This is a genomic window from Streptomyces misionensis, assembly GCF_007896895.1.
Lineage (GTDB): Bacteria > Actinomycetota > Actinomycetes > Streptomycetales > Streptomycetaceae > Streptomyces > Streptomyces misionensis_A.
The window spans coordinates 6217-21702 of the sequence record NZ_VOGW01000189.1; the positions used below are offsets into that span (position 1 = coordinate 6217).

The 15486-nt window shown below is 72.7% G+C and carries 15 protein-coding genes; 6 read left to right on the top strand and 9 right to left on the bottom strand.

All coding sequences use genetic code 11. The features are described from left to right. Positions 1 to 1407 (bottom strand): SCO1417 family PLP biosynthesis transcription factor (locus tag FRZ03_RS34320; RefSeq protein ID WP_146468997.1); only part of this gene is annotated, 1407 nt, incomplete at its 3' end. A gap of 68 nt (positions 1408 to 1475) precedes the next feature. On the opposite strand from FRZ03_RS34320, the gene yczE reads away from it, so the two are divergent. The 4 genes from yczE to FRZ03_RS34340 all read left to right on the top strand — a co-directional run bounded on the left by yczE (position 1476) and on the right by FRZ03_RS34340 (position 4970). Next, positions 1476 to 2162, top strand: a complete 687-nt coding sequence (gene yczE / locus FRZ03_RS34325) for a membrane protein YczE (protein ID WP_464862753.1) — start codon at positions 1476 to 1478, stop codon at positions 2160 to 2162. Continuing rightward, positions 2159 to 2926: a glycerophosphodiester phosphodiesterase gene (locus FRZ03_RS34330; protein ID WP_146468972.1), complete on the top strand. Its 768-nt coding sequence runs from the start codon at positions 2159 to 2161 to the stop codon at positions 2924 to 2926. Before yczE ends, FRZ03_RS34330 begins: the two co-directional genes overlap by 4 nt. Before the next feature lie 56 nt (positions 2927 to 2982). After that, positions 2983 to 4329, top strand: a complete 1347-nt coding sequence (locus FRZ03_RS34335) for an MFS transporter (RefSeq protein WP_146468973.1) — start codon at positions 2983 to 2985, stop codon at positions 4327 to 4329. A gap of 266 nt (positions 4330 to 4595) precedes the next feature. Next, positions 4596 to 4970: an RNA polymerase-binding protein RbpA gene (locus tag FRZ03_RS34340; RefSeq protein ID WP_003977404.1), complete on the top strand. Its 375-nt coding sequence runs from the start codon at positions 4596 to 4598 to the stop codon at positions 4968 to 4970. A gap of 91 nt (positions 4971 to 5061) precedes the next feature. Here the strand turns inward: FRZ03_RS34340 and FRZ03_RS34345 are convergent, their stop codons facing one another. From FRZ03_RS34345 to FRZ03_RS34365, 5 genes are all read right to left on the bottom strand, one after another. Continuing rightward, positions 5062 to 5550, bottom strand: a complete 489-nt coding sequence (locus FRZ03_RS34345; protein WP_146468974.1) for a nucleoside deaminase — start codon at positions 5548 to 5550, stop codon at positions 5062 to 5064. A gap of 65 nt (positions 5551 to 5615) precedes the next feature. Next, positions 5616 to 6170 carry an FxsA family membrane protein gene (gene fxsA, locus FRZ03_RS34350; RefSeq protein ID WP_146468975.1) on the bottom strand — a complete coding sequence of 185 codons (555 nt, stop codon included), beginning with the start codon at positions 6168 to 6170 and terminating at the stop codon, positions 5616 to 5618. A 68-nt stretch (positions 6171 to 6238) separates the two neighbouring features. Beyond that, positions 6239 to 7039, bottom strand: coding sequence for a polyprenol monophosphomannose synthase (locus FRZ03_RS34355; protein ID WP_146468976.1), 801 nt, complete (start codon positions 7037 to 7039; stop codon positions 6239 to 6241). 606 nt (positions 7040 to 7645) lie between these two features. Beyond that, positions 7646 to 9235: an amidohydrolase gene (locus FRZ03_RS34360; protein WP_146468977.1), complete on the bottom strand. Its 1590-nt coding sequence runs from the start codon at positions 9233 to 9235 to the stop codon at positions 7646 to 7648. An 87-nt stretch (positions 9236 to 9322) separates the two neighbouring features. Further along, a complete protein-coding gene (locus FRZ03_RS34365; RefSeq protein WP_146468978.1) occupies positions 9323 to 9763 on the bottom strand; it encodes an Lrp/AsnC family transcriptional regulator in 441 nt (146 codons plus the stop codon). 203 nt (positions 9764 to 9966) lie between these two features. Between FRZ03_RS34365 and FRZ03_RS34370 the strand changes: the two genes are divergently transcribed. Continuing rightward, complete coding sequence (locus tag FRZ03_RS34370; protein ID WP_146468979.1) at positions 9967 to 10401, top strand: hypothetical protein; 435 nt, start codon at positions 9967 to 9969, stop codon at positions 10399 to 10401. 424 nt (positions 10402 to 10825) lie between these two features. Here the strand turns inward: FRZ03_RS34370 and FRZ03_RS34375 are convergent, their stop codons facing one another. Continuing rightward, positions 10826 to 11998 (bottom strand): acyl-CoA dehydrogenase family protein, encoded by a 1173-nt coding sequence (locus FRZ03_RS34375; RefSeq protein WP_146468980.1) that lies wholly within the window; start codon positions 11996 to 11998, stop codon positions 10826 to 10828. A 377-nt stretch (positions 11999 to 12375) separates the two neighbouring features. Between FRZ03_RS34375 and FRZ03_RS34380 the strand changes: the two genes are divergently transcribed. Continuing rightward, positions 12376 to 13605 (top strand): glycoside hydrolase family 18 protein, encoded by a 1230-nt coding sequence (locus tag FRZ03_RS34380; RefSeq protein WP_146468981.1) that lies wholly within the window; start codon positions 12376 to 12378, stop codon positions 13603 to 13605. 76 nt (positions 13606 to 13681) lie between these two features. Here FRZ03_RS34380 and FRZ03_RS34385 read toward each other — a convergent pair whose 3' ends face one another. Both FRZ03_RS34385 and FRZ03_RS34390 read right to left on the bottom strand, forming a co-directional pair. After that, positions 13682 to 13822, bottom strand: a complete 141-nt coding sequence (locus FRZ03_RS34385) for an SCO1431 family membrane protein (RefSeq protein ID WP_146468982.1) — start codon at positions 13820 to 13822, stop codon at positions 13682 to 13684. A gap of 101 nt (positions 13823 to 13923) precedes the next feature. Next, positions 13924 to 15297, bottom strand: coding sequence for a peptidase C39 family protein (locus FRZ03_RS34390; RefSeq protein ID WP_146468983.1), 1374 nt, complete (start codon positions 15295 to 15297; stop codon positions 13924 to 13926). Positions 15298 to 15486: the final 189 nt, after the last annotated feature.

Below are 15486 nucleotides of genomic sequence, written 5' to 3' on the forward strand. Positions count from 1 at the left end.
TCCCCCGACGGTGAACGGCAGCCGCACATAGCCCTCGAACGCGCCGTCCACGCCGAAGCGGGGGCCGGAGGGCACGCGGACGCCGGTGCGTTCGCCCGCCTCGGCGATGCGCGAGCCGGACAGGCCGCCGGCGCGGACCCAGAGGGTCAGGCCCCCCTGCGGGACGGAGAACTCCCAGCCCGGCAGCTCCCGCCCGAGCGCGCTCACCAGCGCGTCCCGGTTCTCGCGGGCCTGCGCCCGCCGCAGGGCGACCGCCTGCTCCCAACCTCCGGTGCTGAAGAGCCAGTTGACGGCCAGCTGCTCCAGCACGGGGGTCCCGAGATCGGCGTACGCCCGCGCGGCGACCAGGCTGCGGACGATGTCCGGCGCCGCCCGCACCCACCCGATGCGCATCCCGGCCCAGAACGCCTTGCTGGCCGAGCCGACCGTGATCACCGTGGAGCCCGCCGGGTCGAACGCGCACACCCGGCGCGGCATCCGTCCGTCCCCCAGCTCCTCCTCGAGCCACAGCTCGCTCATCGTCTCGTCGGCGACCAGCACCGTGCCCGCCGCGCGCGCCGCGTCCACCAGCCGGCGCCGCTGGTCCTCGTCGGCCAGTGCCCCGGTGGGGTTGTGGAAGTCGGCGACCACATAGGCGAGCCGCGGCGCGGCCTCCCGCAGCACCTGCCGCCAGCGGTCCACGTCCCAGCCGGTCAGCCCCTCCCCCATCGCCACCGGCACCAGCCGGGCGCCCGCCTCCCGCATCAGCTGGAGGATGTTGGCGTAGGAGGGCGACTCCACGGCGATCCGCTCGCCGCGCCCCCCGAAGAGGTGGCAGATCGCGTCGATGGCGCCCATCGCGCCGGTGGTCACCATGATCTGCTCGGGCATCGTGGGGATGCCGCGCGCGGTGTAGCGCTCGGCGATCATCGCGCGCAGGGCGGGCAGCCCGGCGGGGTAGTCGCCGTGCGTGTGGGCGTACGGCGGCAGTTCCTCCAGGGCGCCCTGCACCGCGCGGGTGAGCCAGGGTTCGGGCGCGGGCAGGGAGGCGCAGCCCAGGTCGATCATCGAGCCCAGGGCCTCCGGGGGCAGCGGCTCCAGGCCGCGCGCGGGCACCGGGTTGCCCGCCGGTACGGCGGTCCAGCTGCCCGCGCCGCGCCGGGACTCCAGGAAGCCCTCGCCGCGCAGCGCCTCGTAGGCGGCGGCGACGGTGGTGCGGCTGACGGAGAGGGCGAGGGCCAGCTCGCGCTCGGCGGGCAGCCGGGCGGCGACCGGCACGCGGCCTTCGAGCACCAGCAGCCGGATGCCGTCGGCCAGCGCCCGGTAGGCGGGCGGGCGGCGGGTACCGGGGCCGGCCGGCCGCTCCTGCTGGGAGTTGAGCAGCCGGGCGAGCTGCGCGGCACCCACTGCCGAGGTCCACTGCGCCATAAAGATCAGTCCACCTTCCCCGAATTGGCCATGGATGGCGTTTCCCCTCAAGCCACAGAGTGACATGCATCAGTCCACCGCCACCATCCAGGGGGTACGTCGTGTCCGCTCATGGGCATATAGGTCGTCGCTTGGTCCAGCTCTACGCGGGGCTCGCGCTCTACGGCGCGAGTTCCGCCCTGCTCGTCGCCTCGGGCCTCGGTCTGGAGCCCTGGAACGTGCTGCACCAGGGGCTCGCCAAGCTGACCGGGCTGAGCATCGGCGAGGTCTCGATCACCGTGGGCGCGGCCGTACTGCTGCTGTGGATCCCGCTGCGCCAGCGCCCGGGCCTCGGCACCGTCTCCAACGTCTTCGCCGTCGGCCTCGCCCTGGACGGCACCCTCGCGCTGCTGCCGGACCCCCGCTCCCTGGTGGTGCGCGGCCTGTTCCTGCTCGCCGGCATCGTGCTCAACGGCGCGGCGACCGGCCTGTACATCGCGGCGCGCTTCGGCGCGGGGCCGCGCGACGGACTGATGACCGGGCTGCACCAGCGCACCGGACGCTCGATCCGGCTGATGCGCACGGCCGTCGAGGTGACGGTGGTGGCCACCGGGTTCGCGCTCGGCGGCACCATCGGCGTGGGCACCGTGCTGTACGCCGTGACCATCGGCCCGCTGGCCCAGCTCTTCCTGCGGGTGTTCGCCCTGCCCGCGGCGGCGGGCGGCAGCACGATCGTTGCCGCGAGTACACCTGAACGAGCGATACTGCGTCCGTGACCACCGCGATCCGCCACCCCTATCTCGACCATCCCGGCCCCATCCCCTTCGCCCACCGCGGCGGGGCCGCCGACGGGGTGGAGAACACCGAGGTGCAGTTCCGCCGCGCGGTGGAGACGGGCTACCGGTATCTGGAGACCGATGTGCACGCCACGGCGGACGGCCGGCTCGTCGCCTTCCACGACGCGACGCTGGACCGGGTCACCGACGGCGCGGGCCGGATCGCCGACCTGCCCTGGGCGCAGGTGCGCCGGGCACGCGTGGGCGGCCGTGAACCGGTGCCGCTGTTCGAGGAGTTGCTGGCGGCCTTCCCCGAGGCCCGCTGGAACGTCGACGTCAAGGCGGAGCCCGCGCTGCGACCGCTGCTGGAGCTGATCGAGCGGACGGACGCCTGGGACCGGATCTGCGTGGGCTCCTTCTCGGAGGCGCGGGTGATGCGCGCCCAGCGGCTGGCCGGCCCGCGCCTGGCCACCTCCTTCGGCACCCGCGGGGTGCTGAACCTGCGGCTGCGCTCCTGGGGGCTGCCGACCGCGGTGCGCCGCTCCGCCGTGGCCGCGCAGGTGCCCGTGGCCCAGTCGGGCGTGCCGGTGGTCGACCACCGTTTCCTGCGCACCGCCCATGCGCACGGCCTCCAGGTCCACGTGTGGACGATCAACGATCCGGAATCCATGCACCGGCTGCTGGACCTGGGGGTGGATGGCATCATGACCGATCACATCGACATGTTGCGCAAGGTCATGGAAGAGCGCGGCGTCTGGTTCTGAGCGACCCGGCGCGGCCGGCCGAGCCTTCGCAGGGGAGCGCGGAAGCGAGGGCACGGGTGGGCACGGACACCGTGCGCGCGGGGGTGGCGGACGAGACCGCCGACCTCCGGCGCCAGCAACGAGGGTGGTACTTCTACGACTGGGCGTGCTCGGTCTATTCGACGAGTGTCCTGACCGTTTTCATCGGCCCCTATCTGACGTCGGTCGCCGAGCACGCCGCGGACGCCGACGGCTATGTGCACCCGCTGGGCATACCGGTGCGGGCGGGGTCGTTCTTCGCCTACTCGGTGTCGCTCTCGGTGATCCTGGCCGTGGTGGCGATGCCGCTGGCGGGCGGCGCGGCGGACCGCACGGGCCGCAAGAAGCCGCTGCTCGCGGCGGCGGCGTACACCGGGGCGGCGGCCACCACGGGCATGTTCTTCCTCGACGGCGACCGGTATCTGCTCGGCGGGGTGCTGCTGGTCGTGGCCAACGCGGCGGCGGCCGTCGGCGCGATGCTCTACAACTCCTATCTGCCGCAGATCGCCGCGCCCGAGGAGCGGGACGCGGTCTCCTCGCGGGGCTGGGCCTTCGGCTACGGCGCGGGCTCCACGGTCCTCGTCGCCGATCTGGTGCTGTACTCGGCGCACGACTCCTTCGGCCTGACCCAGACCCAGGCGGTGCGCATCTGCCTGGCCTCGGCGGGCCTGTGGTGGGGCGCCTTCACCCTCGTACCGCTGCGCCGGCTGCGCGACCGGCGCACGGGGACGGCGGCCGCGCCCGCCACGGGGCTGCGGCAGCTCGCCTCGACGGTGCGGGACATGCGCCGGCATCCGCTGACACTGTCCTTCCTGCTGGCGTACCTGGTCTACAACGACGGCATCCAGACGGTGATCTCCCAGGCGTCGGTCTACGGCTCCCAGGAACTGGGGCTCGGGCAGTCCACACTGATCGTCGCGGTGCTGCTGGTACAGGTGCTGGCGGTGGCGGGGGCGCTGACGATGGGGCGGCTGGCGCGGACGTACGGCGCCCAGCGCACGATCCTCGGCTCGCTGGTGGCCTGGACGATCACGCTGGCCGCCGGGTACTTCCTGCCCGCGAAGGCACCGGTCTTCTTCTTCGTGCTGGCCGCCGGGATCGGCCTGGTGCTGGGCGGCAGCCAGGCGCTGTCCCGGTCGCTGTTCTCCCATCTGGTGCCGCCGGGCAAAGAGGCCGAGTACTTCTCGGCGTACGAGCTCAGCGACCGGGGAATGAGCTGGCTGGGTCCGCTGCTGTTCGGCGTGACCTACCAGCTCTCCGGCAGCTACCGCTCGGCGATCATCTCCCTGGTGGCGTTCTTCGCCATCGGCTTCGTGCTGCTGGCCCGGGTCCCGGTGCGGCGCGCGATCGCCGCGGCGGGCAACCCGGTGCCGGAGAGGATCTAGCGCGGATTTAGCGCTCGGCACGAAAGGGCGGTAGTGTAACCGTTTGGCCTGCCAGGCGTACCGTTACTGCGCGTCAAAGATGCCGAAACGCTGGGTGACATCTGCTAGCAGATGTGACAAACCGGGCGCCTGTGGGTAGAACAAGGGGCGGCTACGACGGCGACGCATGACCCGGAACGGGAATCTTTACCGCCGACCGGACGTTGACCGGATGACGACGACAGCGACACCTGTCCTGTGGGCGACAAGCCCGGGAGGCACGATTCATGAGTGAGCGAGCTCTTCGCGGTACGCGCCTCGTGGTGACCAGCTACGAGACGGACCGCGGCATCGACCTGGCCCCGCGCCAGGCCGTGGAGTACGCATGTGAGAAGGGGCACCGCTTCGAGATGCCCTTCTCGGTCGAGGCGGAGATCCCGCCGGAGTGGGAGTGCAAGGTCTGCGGGGCCCAGGCACTCCTGGTGGACGGCGACGGCCCGGAGGAGAAGAAGGCCAAGCCCGCGCGCACCCATTGGGACATGCTGATGGAGCGGCGCACCCGTGAGGAGCTCGAAGAGGTCCTCGAGGAGCGTCTGGCCGTGCTGCGCTCGGGGGCGATGAACATCGCCGTGCACCCCCGGGACAGCCGCAAGTCGGCATAGCGGGCAGGCCGCGAGCGCACCTGTGCGACAGCGGGCGCCGTACGTTCTCGTACGGCGCCCGCTGTCTGCTGTGTCCGGGCCCGGCCGGGCGTCACCGCCGGGCGGGCGCGCCCTGACGGAAGCGCCGGTGCAGGGCGTGGACCTGATCGGCCAGTTCGGGGACGGGCCCCTCGACCCGCGCGCCGGGGAGGATGTCCCGGATCGGCAGGAGGCGCACCGGCGCGGGCGGAACGCCCAGTTCCGTGAGCCATCCCTCCAGCTGCTCCGTGGAGCAGATGAAGACGATCCGGCCCAGGCCGACCCAGCCGTGGGCGGCCGAGCACATCGGGCAGTGCTCGCCCGAGGTGTACACCGTCGCCGCCGCGCGTTGGCCGGGCGACAGGTGCTCGGCGGCCCACCGGGCGATGGTGAACTCGGGGTGGCGCGTGTGGTCGCCCCGGCCGACGCGGTTGCGGTCCTCGAACAGGACGGTGCCGTCCGCCCCGACCAGCACGGAGCCGAAGGGTTCGTCACCGGCTTCGAGCGCCTCCTCGGCCAGCTCCACGCACCGGCGCAGATGGGCCGCCTCGTCGTCCTTCATCGCATGTCTCCCGTATCGCTGTTCACTCGCCGAGCAGGTCCCGCCAACGGGGCGGGGGTCACCGCCTACCGGGTCAGCGGGGGGCGCTGCTCGTCCGGCCCGCGGTGGCCGTCCTCGCGGATGACCTCGCCCGGCACCACCTTGCCGTCGGGCCGGTGCATACGGGCCTGCTGGAAGACGTCGCCCAGGCTGCCCGGCGCGGCGGCGCGCAGCCGCTTCTCCAGGGTGTTCTCCGTGAAGCGGCTCACGGCCTTCTGGACCGGCGGGAGCAGCAGGAGCAGACCGGCCGCGTCGGAGACCAGGCCTGGGATGAACAGCAGCAGTCCGGCGAGCATCGTCAGCCCGTTGCCACCGCCGCGCTGGGGCGAACCACCGCGCTGCAGCGCCTCGTTGAGGTTGCGGAAGGCGCGGCGGCCCGCCCGTTTGATCACCACCGAGCCGGCCACGACGCCCGCGACCAGCAGCAGGAACACGGCCGGTCCGCCCGCCGCGTCCGCGACCAGGGTCAGCAGCCAGATCTCCAGCACCAGCCACGCGGCGATCGCCAGTGGCAGGTACCTGCGCAGCCGGGAGCGCCGGGGCCGGGCGGTGTACGGGGAGGTCGGAGCGCCTGTCGTCATACCCCCAGTGTGCCTGGGCGCGGCTCAGCGCCGGATAAGGGGTGGATCGGCCGGCCTCCGACCGACGGTCACTTGTCCTTGTCCTTGTCCTTGCCCTTGAGCTTGGCGACCCGGTCCCCGGCGCCCCACGCGGTGACCCGCCACAGCGCCTCGACCAGGATGTCCTTGCTCATCTTCGAGTCGCCCAGCTCGCGCTCGACGAAGGTGATCGGCACCTCGACCACGTGGTAGCCGGCCTTGACCGCGCGGCGGGCGAGGTCGACCTGGAAGCAGTAGCCCTGCGAGGCGACCTCCTCCAGGCCCAGCCCCTTGAGGGTCTCGGCGCGGAAGGCGCGGTAGCCGCCGGTGATGTCCCGCAGCGGCAGATCGAGGGCGAGGCGCGAGTAGAGGCTGCCGCCGCGGGAGATGAACTCGCGGGACTTGGGCCAGTTGACCACCCGGCCGCCGGGCACCCAGCGGGAGCCGAGCACCAGGTCGGCGCTCTTGAGGGCGGTGAGCAGCCGGGGCAGCTCCTCGGGCTGGTGGGAGCCGTCGGCGTCCATCTCGACCAGGACGCCGTAATCGTGCTCCAGGCCCCAGCGGAAGCCCGCGAGGTACGCGGCGCCCAGGCCCTCCTTGCCCTTGCGGTGCATCACCCGGACGTTCTCGTCCTCGGCGGCCAGCTCGTCGGCGAGCTTTCCGGTGCCGTCCGGGCTGTTGTCGTCCGCGATCAGCACGTGCGCCTCGGGAACGGCCTTCCGCACCCGGCCGACGATCTTCTTGATGTTCTCCGCCTCGTTGTAGGTCGGGATGATCACCAAGGCCGTGCCGAGCGGACCGAACTGCCTCCCCTGGGCCTTGGCCTCGAGGGTCCCGTCGCCGTCGTTCACTGCTGCCCCTTCTGGTCGTACGCAGGCGTCCACCATAGTGGCCGCCGCCTGGGAAGACGTGACAGCTCGTGCTTATGGTGGTGTCGATTGCACAAGAGTGGGGTAAGAACGCTTTTTTCGGCACCTTCGCGCCGCGTTCTGGCCACGTTCTTTTCCTGTTCCGACTGTTCGGATGGTTCCTGGGCCGGACGGGTTCCCTCTGCCGTGCTACGGATGGGGGCCCGGCGCCCTTCGGGCCGACCTGGGACCCGCTGGCTGCGGATCGACCGAGAGCCGTTGTCTACTGAGCCCGGGCCCCACCCGGGTCACACCTGGCCGGCCGGTTGGAACGCTTCCTGCCGGCGCGGGCGCTGAGCCTGGCTGCCAGTGGCGGTGCCCCGGTGCGAGGCGCCGTCCCTGACCCAGCGGCGCGGCGAGGAGTTGCGCGAACGCTCCCCGGTCGGGCGTCCGGTGGTGGACTCGGACGAACCTACCGGCCCCTCGCTGCCGACTGTCAACAGCCCGCTGAGCTGCGCGGACACCGGGGCGTTCGGGAGCGGTGCGGAGGATGCGCAGGTCGCGCGAGGAGGCGGCGGCGACCGGGGGCCGCCGCGCCGCTCCCGGAGATCACTCGCCCGGCCGTACGAAGACCGTCCGGCCGCCCACCACGGTGCGCAGACAGCGCGGCAGTTCACCGCCCGGGGTGAGGTCGGGCAGGCCGGGGGTGCCGGAGCGCGGGTCGGTCGACCAACGGGCCACCCGGTCGTCGGGGGCCTGCACGACCAGCTCACCGGTGCGCCAGACGGCGAAGTCGGCGGGCGCGCCCGGGACCAGGGTGCCCGCGTCGTCGCGGCCGATCGCCCGCCAGCCGCCGCGGGTGTGCGCGGTGAAGGCGGCGCGCACGGAGACGCGGTGCTCGGGGGTGTGGTGGAAGGCGGCGGCGCGGACCGTGCCCCACGGGTCGAGCGGGGTGACGGGGCTGTCGGAGCCGAACGCCAGCGGGACACCGGAGCGCAGCAGGGCCGCGTACGGGTTGAGGGTGCGGGCCCGCTCGGCACCGAGCCGGCGGGCGTACATGCCGTCCTCGCCGCCCCACAGCGCGTCGAAGGCGGGCTGCACGGAGGCGATCAGCCCCAGCTCGGCGAAGCCGGCCACGGTCTCGGGGGTGAGCATCTCGGCGTGTTCGACGCGGTGCCGGGCGGCCCGGACACGGGCCAGGCCGACCTTCTCGGCGGCGGCGCGCACGCCCTCGACCACGGCGGCCACGGCGGCGTCGCCGATGGCGTGGAAGCCCGCCTGGAGGCCCGCCTCGGTGCAGGCGATCACATGGGCGGCGACGGCGTCGGCGTCCAGGTAGGCGGTGCCGCTGTGACCGGCGTCGGCGTACGGCTCGTGCAGGCAGGCGGTGTGCGAGCCCAGCGCGCCGTCGGCGAAGAGGTCGCCCGCCGCGCCGATCGCGCCCAGCTCGCGGGCCTTGTCGACGTCCTGTTCGGCCCAGTAGCCGATGACGCGGGGGCCGGGCAGCTCGCGGGCGACTTCCAGCAGGCCGGTGAAGTCGTCCTCGGAGGAGATCTGCGGGCCGCCGCACTCGTGCACCGAGCCGATGCCGAGGGACGCCGCGTGCGCCAGGGCGGTGCGCTGGGCCTCCGCGCGCTGGGCGGGGGTGATGGCGGCGAAGGCGGCCTTGCGTACGGCGTGGTGGGCGTCCCGGGTGAGCGGGGCGTCCGCGCGGGGCAGCTCGCCGCCGACGAGGTCGAGCAGGGCGGTGGTGACGACGGCCGAGTGCGCGTCGATGCGGGAGAGGTACAGGGGGCGGCCGCCGGTGGCCTCGTCCAGCTCCGCGCGGGTCGGCGGACGGCCGCCGGGCCAGCGGGCGGCGTCCCAGCCGTGGCCCAGCAGGACGCGGTCGGCGGGGCGGGCGGCGGCGAACGCGCGGACCAGGGCGAGCGCGGCGTCCAGGGAGGGGGCGCCGCTCAGGTCGAGGCCGGTCAGGGCGAGGCCGGTGGCGGTGGTGTGCACATGGGCGTCGGTGAAGGCCGGGGTGACCAGGGCGCCGTCGAGGTCGATCACCTCGTCCACGCCGTCGGCGAAGGCGTCCGCGGCGCCCTCGGAGCCGACCCAGGCGACATGACCCGCCTCCACGACCATGGCGGTCGCGAAGGGGTCGGCGGGGCTGTGCACCTCGCCGCGGCGGAGGAGGAGGGTACGGTCACTCATAGGCGACAGTTTCCCTCCTGCGCCGGGCGGCGTCGCACCTGGGGCCCGCTCGACGGCGCGCCCGGCGGGGTGCGCCGGGCGCCGGCCTCACAGCTGCGGCGGGCGTGCCTCGTACGGGGTCGACAGGACCACCGTCGTACGCGTCGACACTCCCGCCAGGCTCCGCAGACGGGCCAGCAGTTCCTCCAGTTCGTGCGGGGTCGCCACGCGGACCTTCAGGATGTAGTTCTCGTCGCCGGCGACGCTGTGGCAGGCCTCGATCTCGGGGACGCCGGCCAGGCGGTCCGCGATGTCGTCGGGGGCGCTGGGGTCGAACGGTTTCACCGAGATGAACGCGGTGAGCGACAGTCCGACCGCCTCCGGGTCGACCACCGCGGCGTAGCCGCGGATGACGCCACGCTGTTCGAGCCGGCGCACCCGCTGGTGCACGGCCGACGTGGACAGGCCCGTGGCCTTGCCCAGGTCTGTGTAGCTCATCCGCCCGTCCTTGACGAGCAGCTGCACGATCTGACGATCCAGCTCCTCCATGGCGCCAAAACCTACAGGGCGGTCGATCCCCGCGGACAGCCGACGGGCGTCCGCGGGCATCCGCACGTGGCATGTGACGAAGGACACACGGTTCGAACAGGCTCCGTGATGTTCTCGTGATTACCGCCGAGACCGGACGGGAAGTGCTTGGTGTGGTCGAGGCCGCCGCGCCTTTCACGGCCCAGCCTTAGGGGGAGAATCCCATGCAGAGTGTCAAGCGCCCTGGTCGATCCGCGTCCAAGCGGCAGCAGCCGGTGGTCGAGCCCGAGCCGGAGGGCGTCGAACCCGACGCCTTCGAGGACGAGCTGGACGCCTACGACACCTTGGAGATGTACCGGGTGATCTGCCCGGACTGCGCGCAGCCGATCGCGCTGCTGGCGGACGAGGAGGTCCTGCCGGAGCACGCGCTGTGCGCCTCGCCGTGGAACCCGTTCGGGCTCACGGTGTGTGCGGGCACGGGCCGTGCGGCCACCGACGCCCGCCCCGCGGACGAGTCCGTCACGCCGCAGGAGCAGGACACCGCCCTGCTGCTGACGCTCCCGCAGGGGCTGAACTGGCGGACGCAGCCCTTCTCGCACGTCGGCGGCCCGGGCTCACGCCCGATCCGGGTGCCGGAGATGCGCCGCCGGGCCGCCTGAGCCCGCGCGCACCGACGCCGATACGGGCGGGCGGCGCCCCGCGCGCCCGCCGGCACCCCTGACAGTTGCCGGACGACAGCGCCGTACGCGTGGTCCCGCGTCCGGCGTCACCGCGCCGGACGCCGAGCCTCAGCGCCGTGCCGTGGTCCCGCACCCGGCGCCGCCCGGCCACCCCGGTCGCCGGGCGTCGACGTCATGGCTCACGCCCCGCACCCGGCGTCACCGGGCAGGACCCCTCCGTCCACCACGACCGCCACGCGACCGGACCCGCCGAGGCCGCACCCGTCCAGCGGGCGGCGACCCGTGTGCCCACCGGTGCGTCCAGTGAGGCCCCGCCCCACCCGGTCACCGGGCCTCGGCGCCGTGCCCCGTCTCCCGTGCCCGGACCAGGCAGAATCCACTCGGCCAGAACCGCGGGGTCGGTTCAGCGGGCCTCCGGGCCCGCCACATGGCGGGCGATGACCATCCGCTGGATCTGGTTGGTGCCCTCGACGATCTGGAGCACCTTGGCCTCGCGCATCAGGCGCTCGGCGGGGAAGTCGGCCGTGTAGCCGTACCCGCCGAGGATCTGCACGGCGTCCGTGGTGACCTTCATGGCGGTGTCGGTGCAGTGCAGCTTGGCCATGGCGGCCTGCTTGGCGAACGGCCGGCCGGCGTCGCGCAGCCGGGCCGCCGCGAGGTACAGGGCGCGCCCGGCCTCGATCTGGGTGGCCATGTCGGCGATCATGAAGCGCAGGCCCTGGAAGTCGGCGATGGGCCGGCCGAACTGCCGCCGCTCGGTCGCGTAGGCGACCGCCTCGTCCAGCGCGGCCTGGGCGACGCCGATGGCGCAGGCGGCGATGCCGAGCCGCCCGGAGTCGAGCGCGGACAGGGCGATGGTGAAGCCCTGGCCCTCCTCGCCGATGCGCCGTTCGTCGCCGACGCGGACGCCGTCGAAGTGCACCTGGGCGGTGGGCGAGCCCTTCATGCCCATCTTCTTCTCCGGCGCGGCCGCGCTCAGTCCGGGCGCGTCACCGGGCACCAGGAAGGCGGTGATGCCGCGCGGGCCGTCCTCGCCGGTGCGGGCCATCACGGTGTAGAAGTCGGCGACGCCGCCGTGGGTGATCCAGGCCTTGGTGCCGTCGATCACCCAGTCGTCTCCCTCGCGGACCGCCTTGGTGCGCAGCGAGGCGGCGTCGGAGCCGGAAGAGGGCTCGGACAGGCAGTAGGCGCCGAGCAGGTCGCCGCCGAGCATCGCGGGCAGGTACTCCACCTGCTGCTGCTTGCTGCCGTATTCGGCCAGGGCGTAGGAGGCGAGGGTGTGCACGCTGAGGCCGAGGCCCACCGTGAGGCGGGCGGCGGCCAGTTCCTCCAGGACCTGGAGGTAGACCTCGTAGGGCTGGTCGCCGCCGCCGTACTCGGCGTCGTACGGCAGGCCGAGCAGGCCCGATTCCGAGAGCAGGGTGAAGACCTCGCGCGGGAAGCGGCCGGCGTCCTCCTCCTCGGCGGCCTTCGGCGCGATCTCGCGCCGGGCTATCTCGCGGACGAGCGCGAGCAGATCCCTCGCCTCTTCCGTCGGCAGTTGACGCTCCACCGGCTGCGGTTCGCGGTCGGACATGGCGTCGGTCTCCTCCCTGGTCGGGAACCGGCGGCACGGCCCGCGGGTGGGGGCGGCTCCGCCTGGTCATTCCGGTGCGGCCACGGGTGTCCGCTCCCGGGTCTCGGGAGCTGCTGACCAGCGGCTGTGCGCTGAGTATGCCCGATCAGCGGACTCCCGTCACCAGTTAACGACCGCTCACTCGAAGATTCCAGCCGGGACGTTCCGAGGCCCCCGTCCCAGGGCCCGCGAGGGCCGGAACGCCAAGGGATCGGGGGCCCGAAATTGGTTCGCACCATTGACCGCACTGGTCTAGTCCTCCTACTGTTCATGACCAACGCTTTACCGCGTTCATGCCAATCGGCGCGCGTTCCCTCACCCCCACGAGGAGACACCCGATGCACATCCCCCACGGTTCCCGTCCCCGGACGTTCCTCTCGGCCGCCGCTGCCGCCGCCCTCACGGCGGGGCTGCTGGCCGGCGCCGGCACCGCCACCGCGGTCTCCCCCACCAGCCCCCAGGTCCAGGCCGGCTCCAAGGTCGTCGGCTACTTCACCGAATGGGGCACCTACGACCGCAAGTACTTCGTCAAGAACATCGAGACGTCGGGCTCGGCGGCGAAGCTGACCCACATCAACTACGCCTTCGGCAACGTCACCGGCGGCAAGTGCGCGATGGGCGACTCCTACGCGGCCACCGACCGGGCCTACACCGCGGCCGAGTCCGTGGACGGCACCGCCGACACCTGGGACCAGCCGCTGCGCGGCAACTTCAACCAGCTGCTGAAGCTGAAGAAGAAGCACCCGAACCTGAAGATCCTGTGGTCCTTCGGCGGCTGGACCTGGTCCGGCGGCTTCGGGGAGGCCGCGAAGAACCCGGCCGCCTTCGCCCAGTCCTGTTACGACCTGGTGGAGAACTCCAAGTGGGCGGGCCTCTTCGACGGCATCGACATCGACTGGGAGTACCCGAACGCCTGCGGCAACACCTGTGACAGCAGCGGGCGGGAGGCGTTCCGGGACGTCCTGGCGGCGCTGCGCGCCAAGTTCGCCGGCAAGCTGGTCACCGCGGCCATCAGCGCGGACGCCACCAGCGGCGGCAAGATCGACGCCGCCGACTACGCGGGCGCGGCGCAGTACGTCGACTGGTACAACCCGATGACGTACGACTATTTCGGCGCCTGGGACGCCAAGGGCCCGACCGCCCCGCACTCCCCGCTGAACTCCTACAGCGGCATCCCGAAGGCCGACTTCAACACCTCGGCCACCATCGCCAAGCTGAAGGGCCTCGGCGTCCCGGCCTCGAAGCTGCTGCTGGGCATCGGCTTCTACGGCCGCGGCTGGACCGGCGTCACCCAGGCGGCGCCCGGCGGCACGGCGACCGGACCGGCGGCGGGGACGTACGAGCAGGGCATCGAGGACTACAAGGTGCTCAAGACCAAGTGCCCGGCGAACGGCACGGTGGGCGGCACCGCCTACGCCAAGTGCGGCGGCGACTGGTGGAGTTACGACACCCCGGCGACCATCGCCACGAAGATGGCGTACAAGAACCAGCAGGGCCTGGGCGGCACCTTCTTCTGGGAGCTCAGCGGCGACACGGCGAACGGTGAGCTGATCAAGTCGATCGGCTAGGTTCTTTCGTCTGGATCGGGCCGGATCAGGCCCCGCGAGCCCGGCCTGATCCGGACGAGTGGCCCTCGGCCAGGGGTCAGAGCAGGTGCAGCTGGGTCACGAGCATCGCGATCACCATGACGAGGACCCAGCCCGTCAGATGCTCGACGATCTTCGGGCCGTGGTCCTGGGGGCCGCCGGTGCGGGCGCGGGTGGCGGTGGCCGGGTGTGCGGTCATGCTGGTACTCACAGAGGTCGGACGTACAGAGCGGTCCCCCCACCCGTTCGTCCACCTTGCCACCCGCGACGGCGTTCGCGGCGATGAGCTTGGTCACACGGTCAGCGCACGCCCACCGCGGCCAGGGCCTTGCGCTGGTGGGCGCTCGGGTGGGCCGGGAAGTAGAGGTAGCAGACGCCTCCGGTGCCGGACGCCACGGCACCGGAGGCGTTGTACCGCTTGGTCCTCAGCCAGATGTTCTCGAATTCTCGCCGCCGGTAGACCCGGCGTACGGCGTCGTCGCTCGGCGAGGCCGGGTCGTTGGCGATCACATCGCCGTCCGCGGTGAAGCCGATCACGGTCATCAGGTGGCCCGAGGTGCCGTAACCCGCCCCGGTCAGCTCGGTCTTCAGGAACGACTGGGACGTTATGGCCGGGATGCCGGCCGCGATCAGCGTCTCCAGGTCGGCCAGCGAGGCAAGCCGGGTGATCACGCCCTGGAGGTCCTTGAAGGTGGCCGCGTAGGCGGCGTTGAACGGCCAGTTGCCGCAGCCCTGGTACTGGTAGTCGTACGTGTAGCGGGCGGCGGCGTCCACCTGCGGGTCGGCGTAGGACGGGTCGACCCAGGAGAGCTGGTCGGGGCCGAGCCGGCCGCCCCAGTACTCGATGATCATCTGTGACGAGGTGGGGCTGCACCAGGCCTCGCCGCCGTTGTCGTACTGCGGGTACTGACCCTTGTGGATCTCCTGCGAGTAGCGCGGCACCACCAGTTCCTGGGCGAGACCGGGCGTGGAGGCCGGGACCGTGAAGCGGTCCGGGATGTCCGAGCCCATCGCGCCGAGCCGCCAGACGGTCGGGGTGAGCCGGGTGCCCGGCCTGCGGTACAGCGTCAGGCGCAGCCGGTAGGAGACCAGGCGCAGTCCGGTCGAGGCGTCGTCGATGGCGAAGGTGTCGGTCCAGATGCTGCTCTTGCCGTCGCGCTGCCCGTCCACCGAGGTCCGCTTGATGTCCTGGTCGCCGGCCGCCCAGCGGCCCATCACGTACCAGGGGGTGTCGGTGCCGTCCGAGTAGGCGCCGCACAGCTCCACCTGGATCCACGTGCCCTCGGGGGTGTGCGCGTTCCAGGAGGAGATGACCTCGGTGGCCGGCACCGCGAGGCGGTGGCGGGGGGAGGTCCAGGTGGCGTACTCCCATGGGGCGGTGGTGCCGGTGTGCGGGTCGGTGTAGTCGGTGCTGCCCGCCGGGGCGGCGAGCACCAGACCGGGGCGGTGCCCGGAGACGGCGCGGGTGCCCTGGGAGGTGCCGCCGCGCCATTCGCTGTACGTGGTCCAGGCGTGGTAGTCGACCGGGCGGCCCCCCGTCCGGCCGGGGTCGTCGGCGTCGGCGGCCGGGTCGGGCCGGCCGGCCGCCGCGGCGGGCGCGGTGCCACCGGCCACCGCCGCGGCGACCGCGGCGGCGATGACGGTTCTGCGGGACGGCTGTTGGGCTCTGCTCATGGGCGCGACTACCCCCAGGTGTCCGGAGTGCTGGCTGGATCATGTGCACGTCGTGGGCCAACTATGGAACAGCCGCAGGGCCCCGGCCAGCACTTGGGCGGATGCCGCGCCATGATTATTGGTCTGGACCGGTGGTGGGGGGCGCCGAGGCCCCGGCCCCGGCACCGCAACGGTGCCGGGGCCGGGGCC

Excerpts from the sequence above, each read along its gene's own strand:
- FRZ03_RS34340 (WP_003977404.1), top strand. The coding sequence starts at position 4,596 with ATGAGTGAGCGAGCTCTTCGCGGTACGCGCCTCGTGGTGACCAGCTAC.
- FRZ03_RS34345 (WP_146468974.1), bottom strand. The coding sequence starts at position 5,550 with ATGAAGGACGACGAGGCGGCCCATCTGCGCCGGTGCGTGGAGCTGGCC.
- fxsA (WP_146468975.1), bottom strand. The coding sequence starts at position 6,170 with ATGACGACAGGCGCTCCGACCTCCCCGTACACCGCCCGGCCCCGGCGC.
- FRZ03_RS34360 (WP_146468977.1), bottom strand. The coding sequence starts at position 9,235 with ATGAGTGACCGTACCCTCCTCCTCCGCCGCGGCGAGGTGCACAGCCCC.
- FRZ03_RS34365 (WP_146468978.1), bottom strand. The coding sequence starts at position 9,763 with ATGGAGGAGCTGGATCGTCAGATCGTGCAGCTGCTCGTCAAGGACGGG.
- FRZ03_RS34370 (WP_146468979.1), top strand. The coding sequence starts at position 9,967 with ATGCAGAGTGTCAAGCGCCCTGGTCGATCCGCGTCCAAGCGGCAGCAG.
- FRZ03_RS34375 (WP_146468980.1), bottom strand. The coding sequence starts at position 11,998 with ATGTCCGACCGCGAACCGCAGCCGGTGGAGCGTCAACTGCCGACGGAA.
- FRZ03_RS34380 (WP_146468981.1), top strand. The coding sequence starts at position 12,376 with ATGCACATCCCCCACGGTTCCCGTCCCCGGACGTTCCTCTCGGCCGCC.
- FRZ03_RS34385 (WP_146468982.1), bottom strand. The coding sequence starts at position 13,822 with ATGACCGCACACCCGGCCACCGCCACCCGCGCCCGCACCGGCGGCCCC.
- FRZ03_RS34390 (WP_146468983.1), bottom strand. The coding sequence starts at position 15,297 with ATGAGCAGAGCCCAACAGCCGTCCCGCAGAACCGTCATCGCCGCCGCG.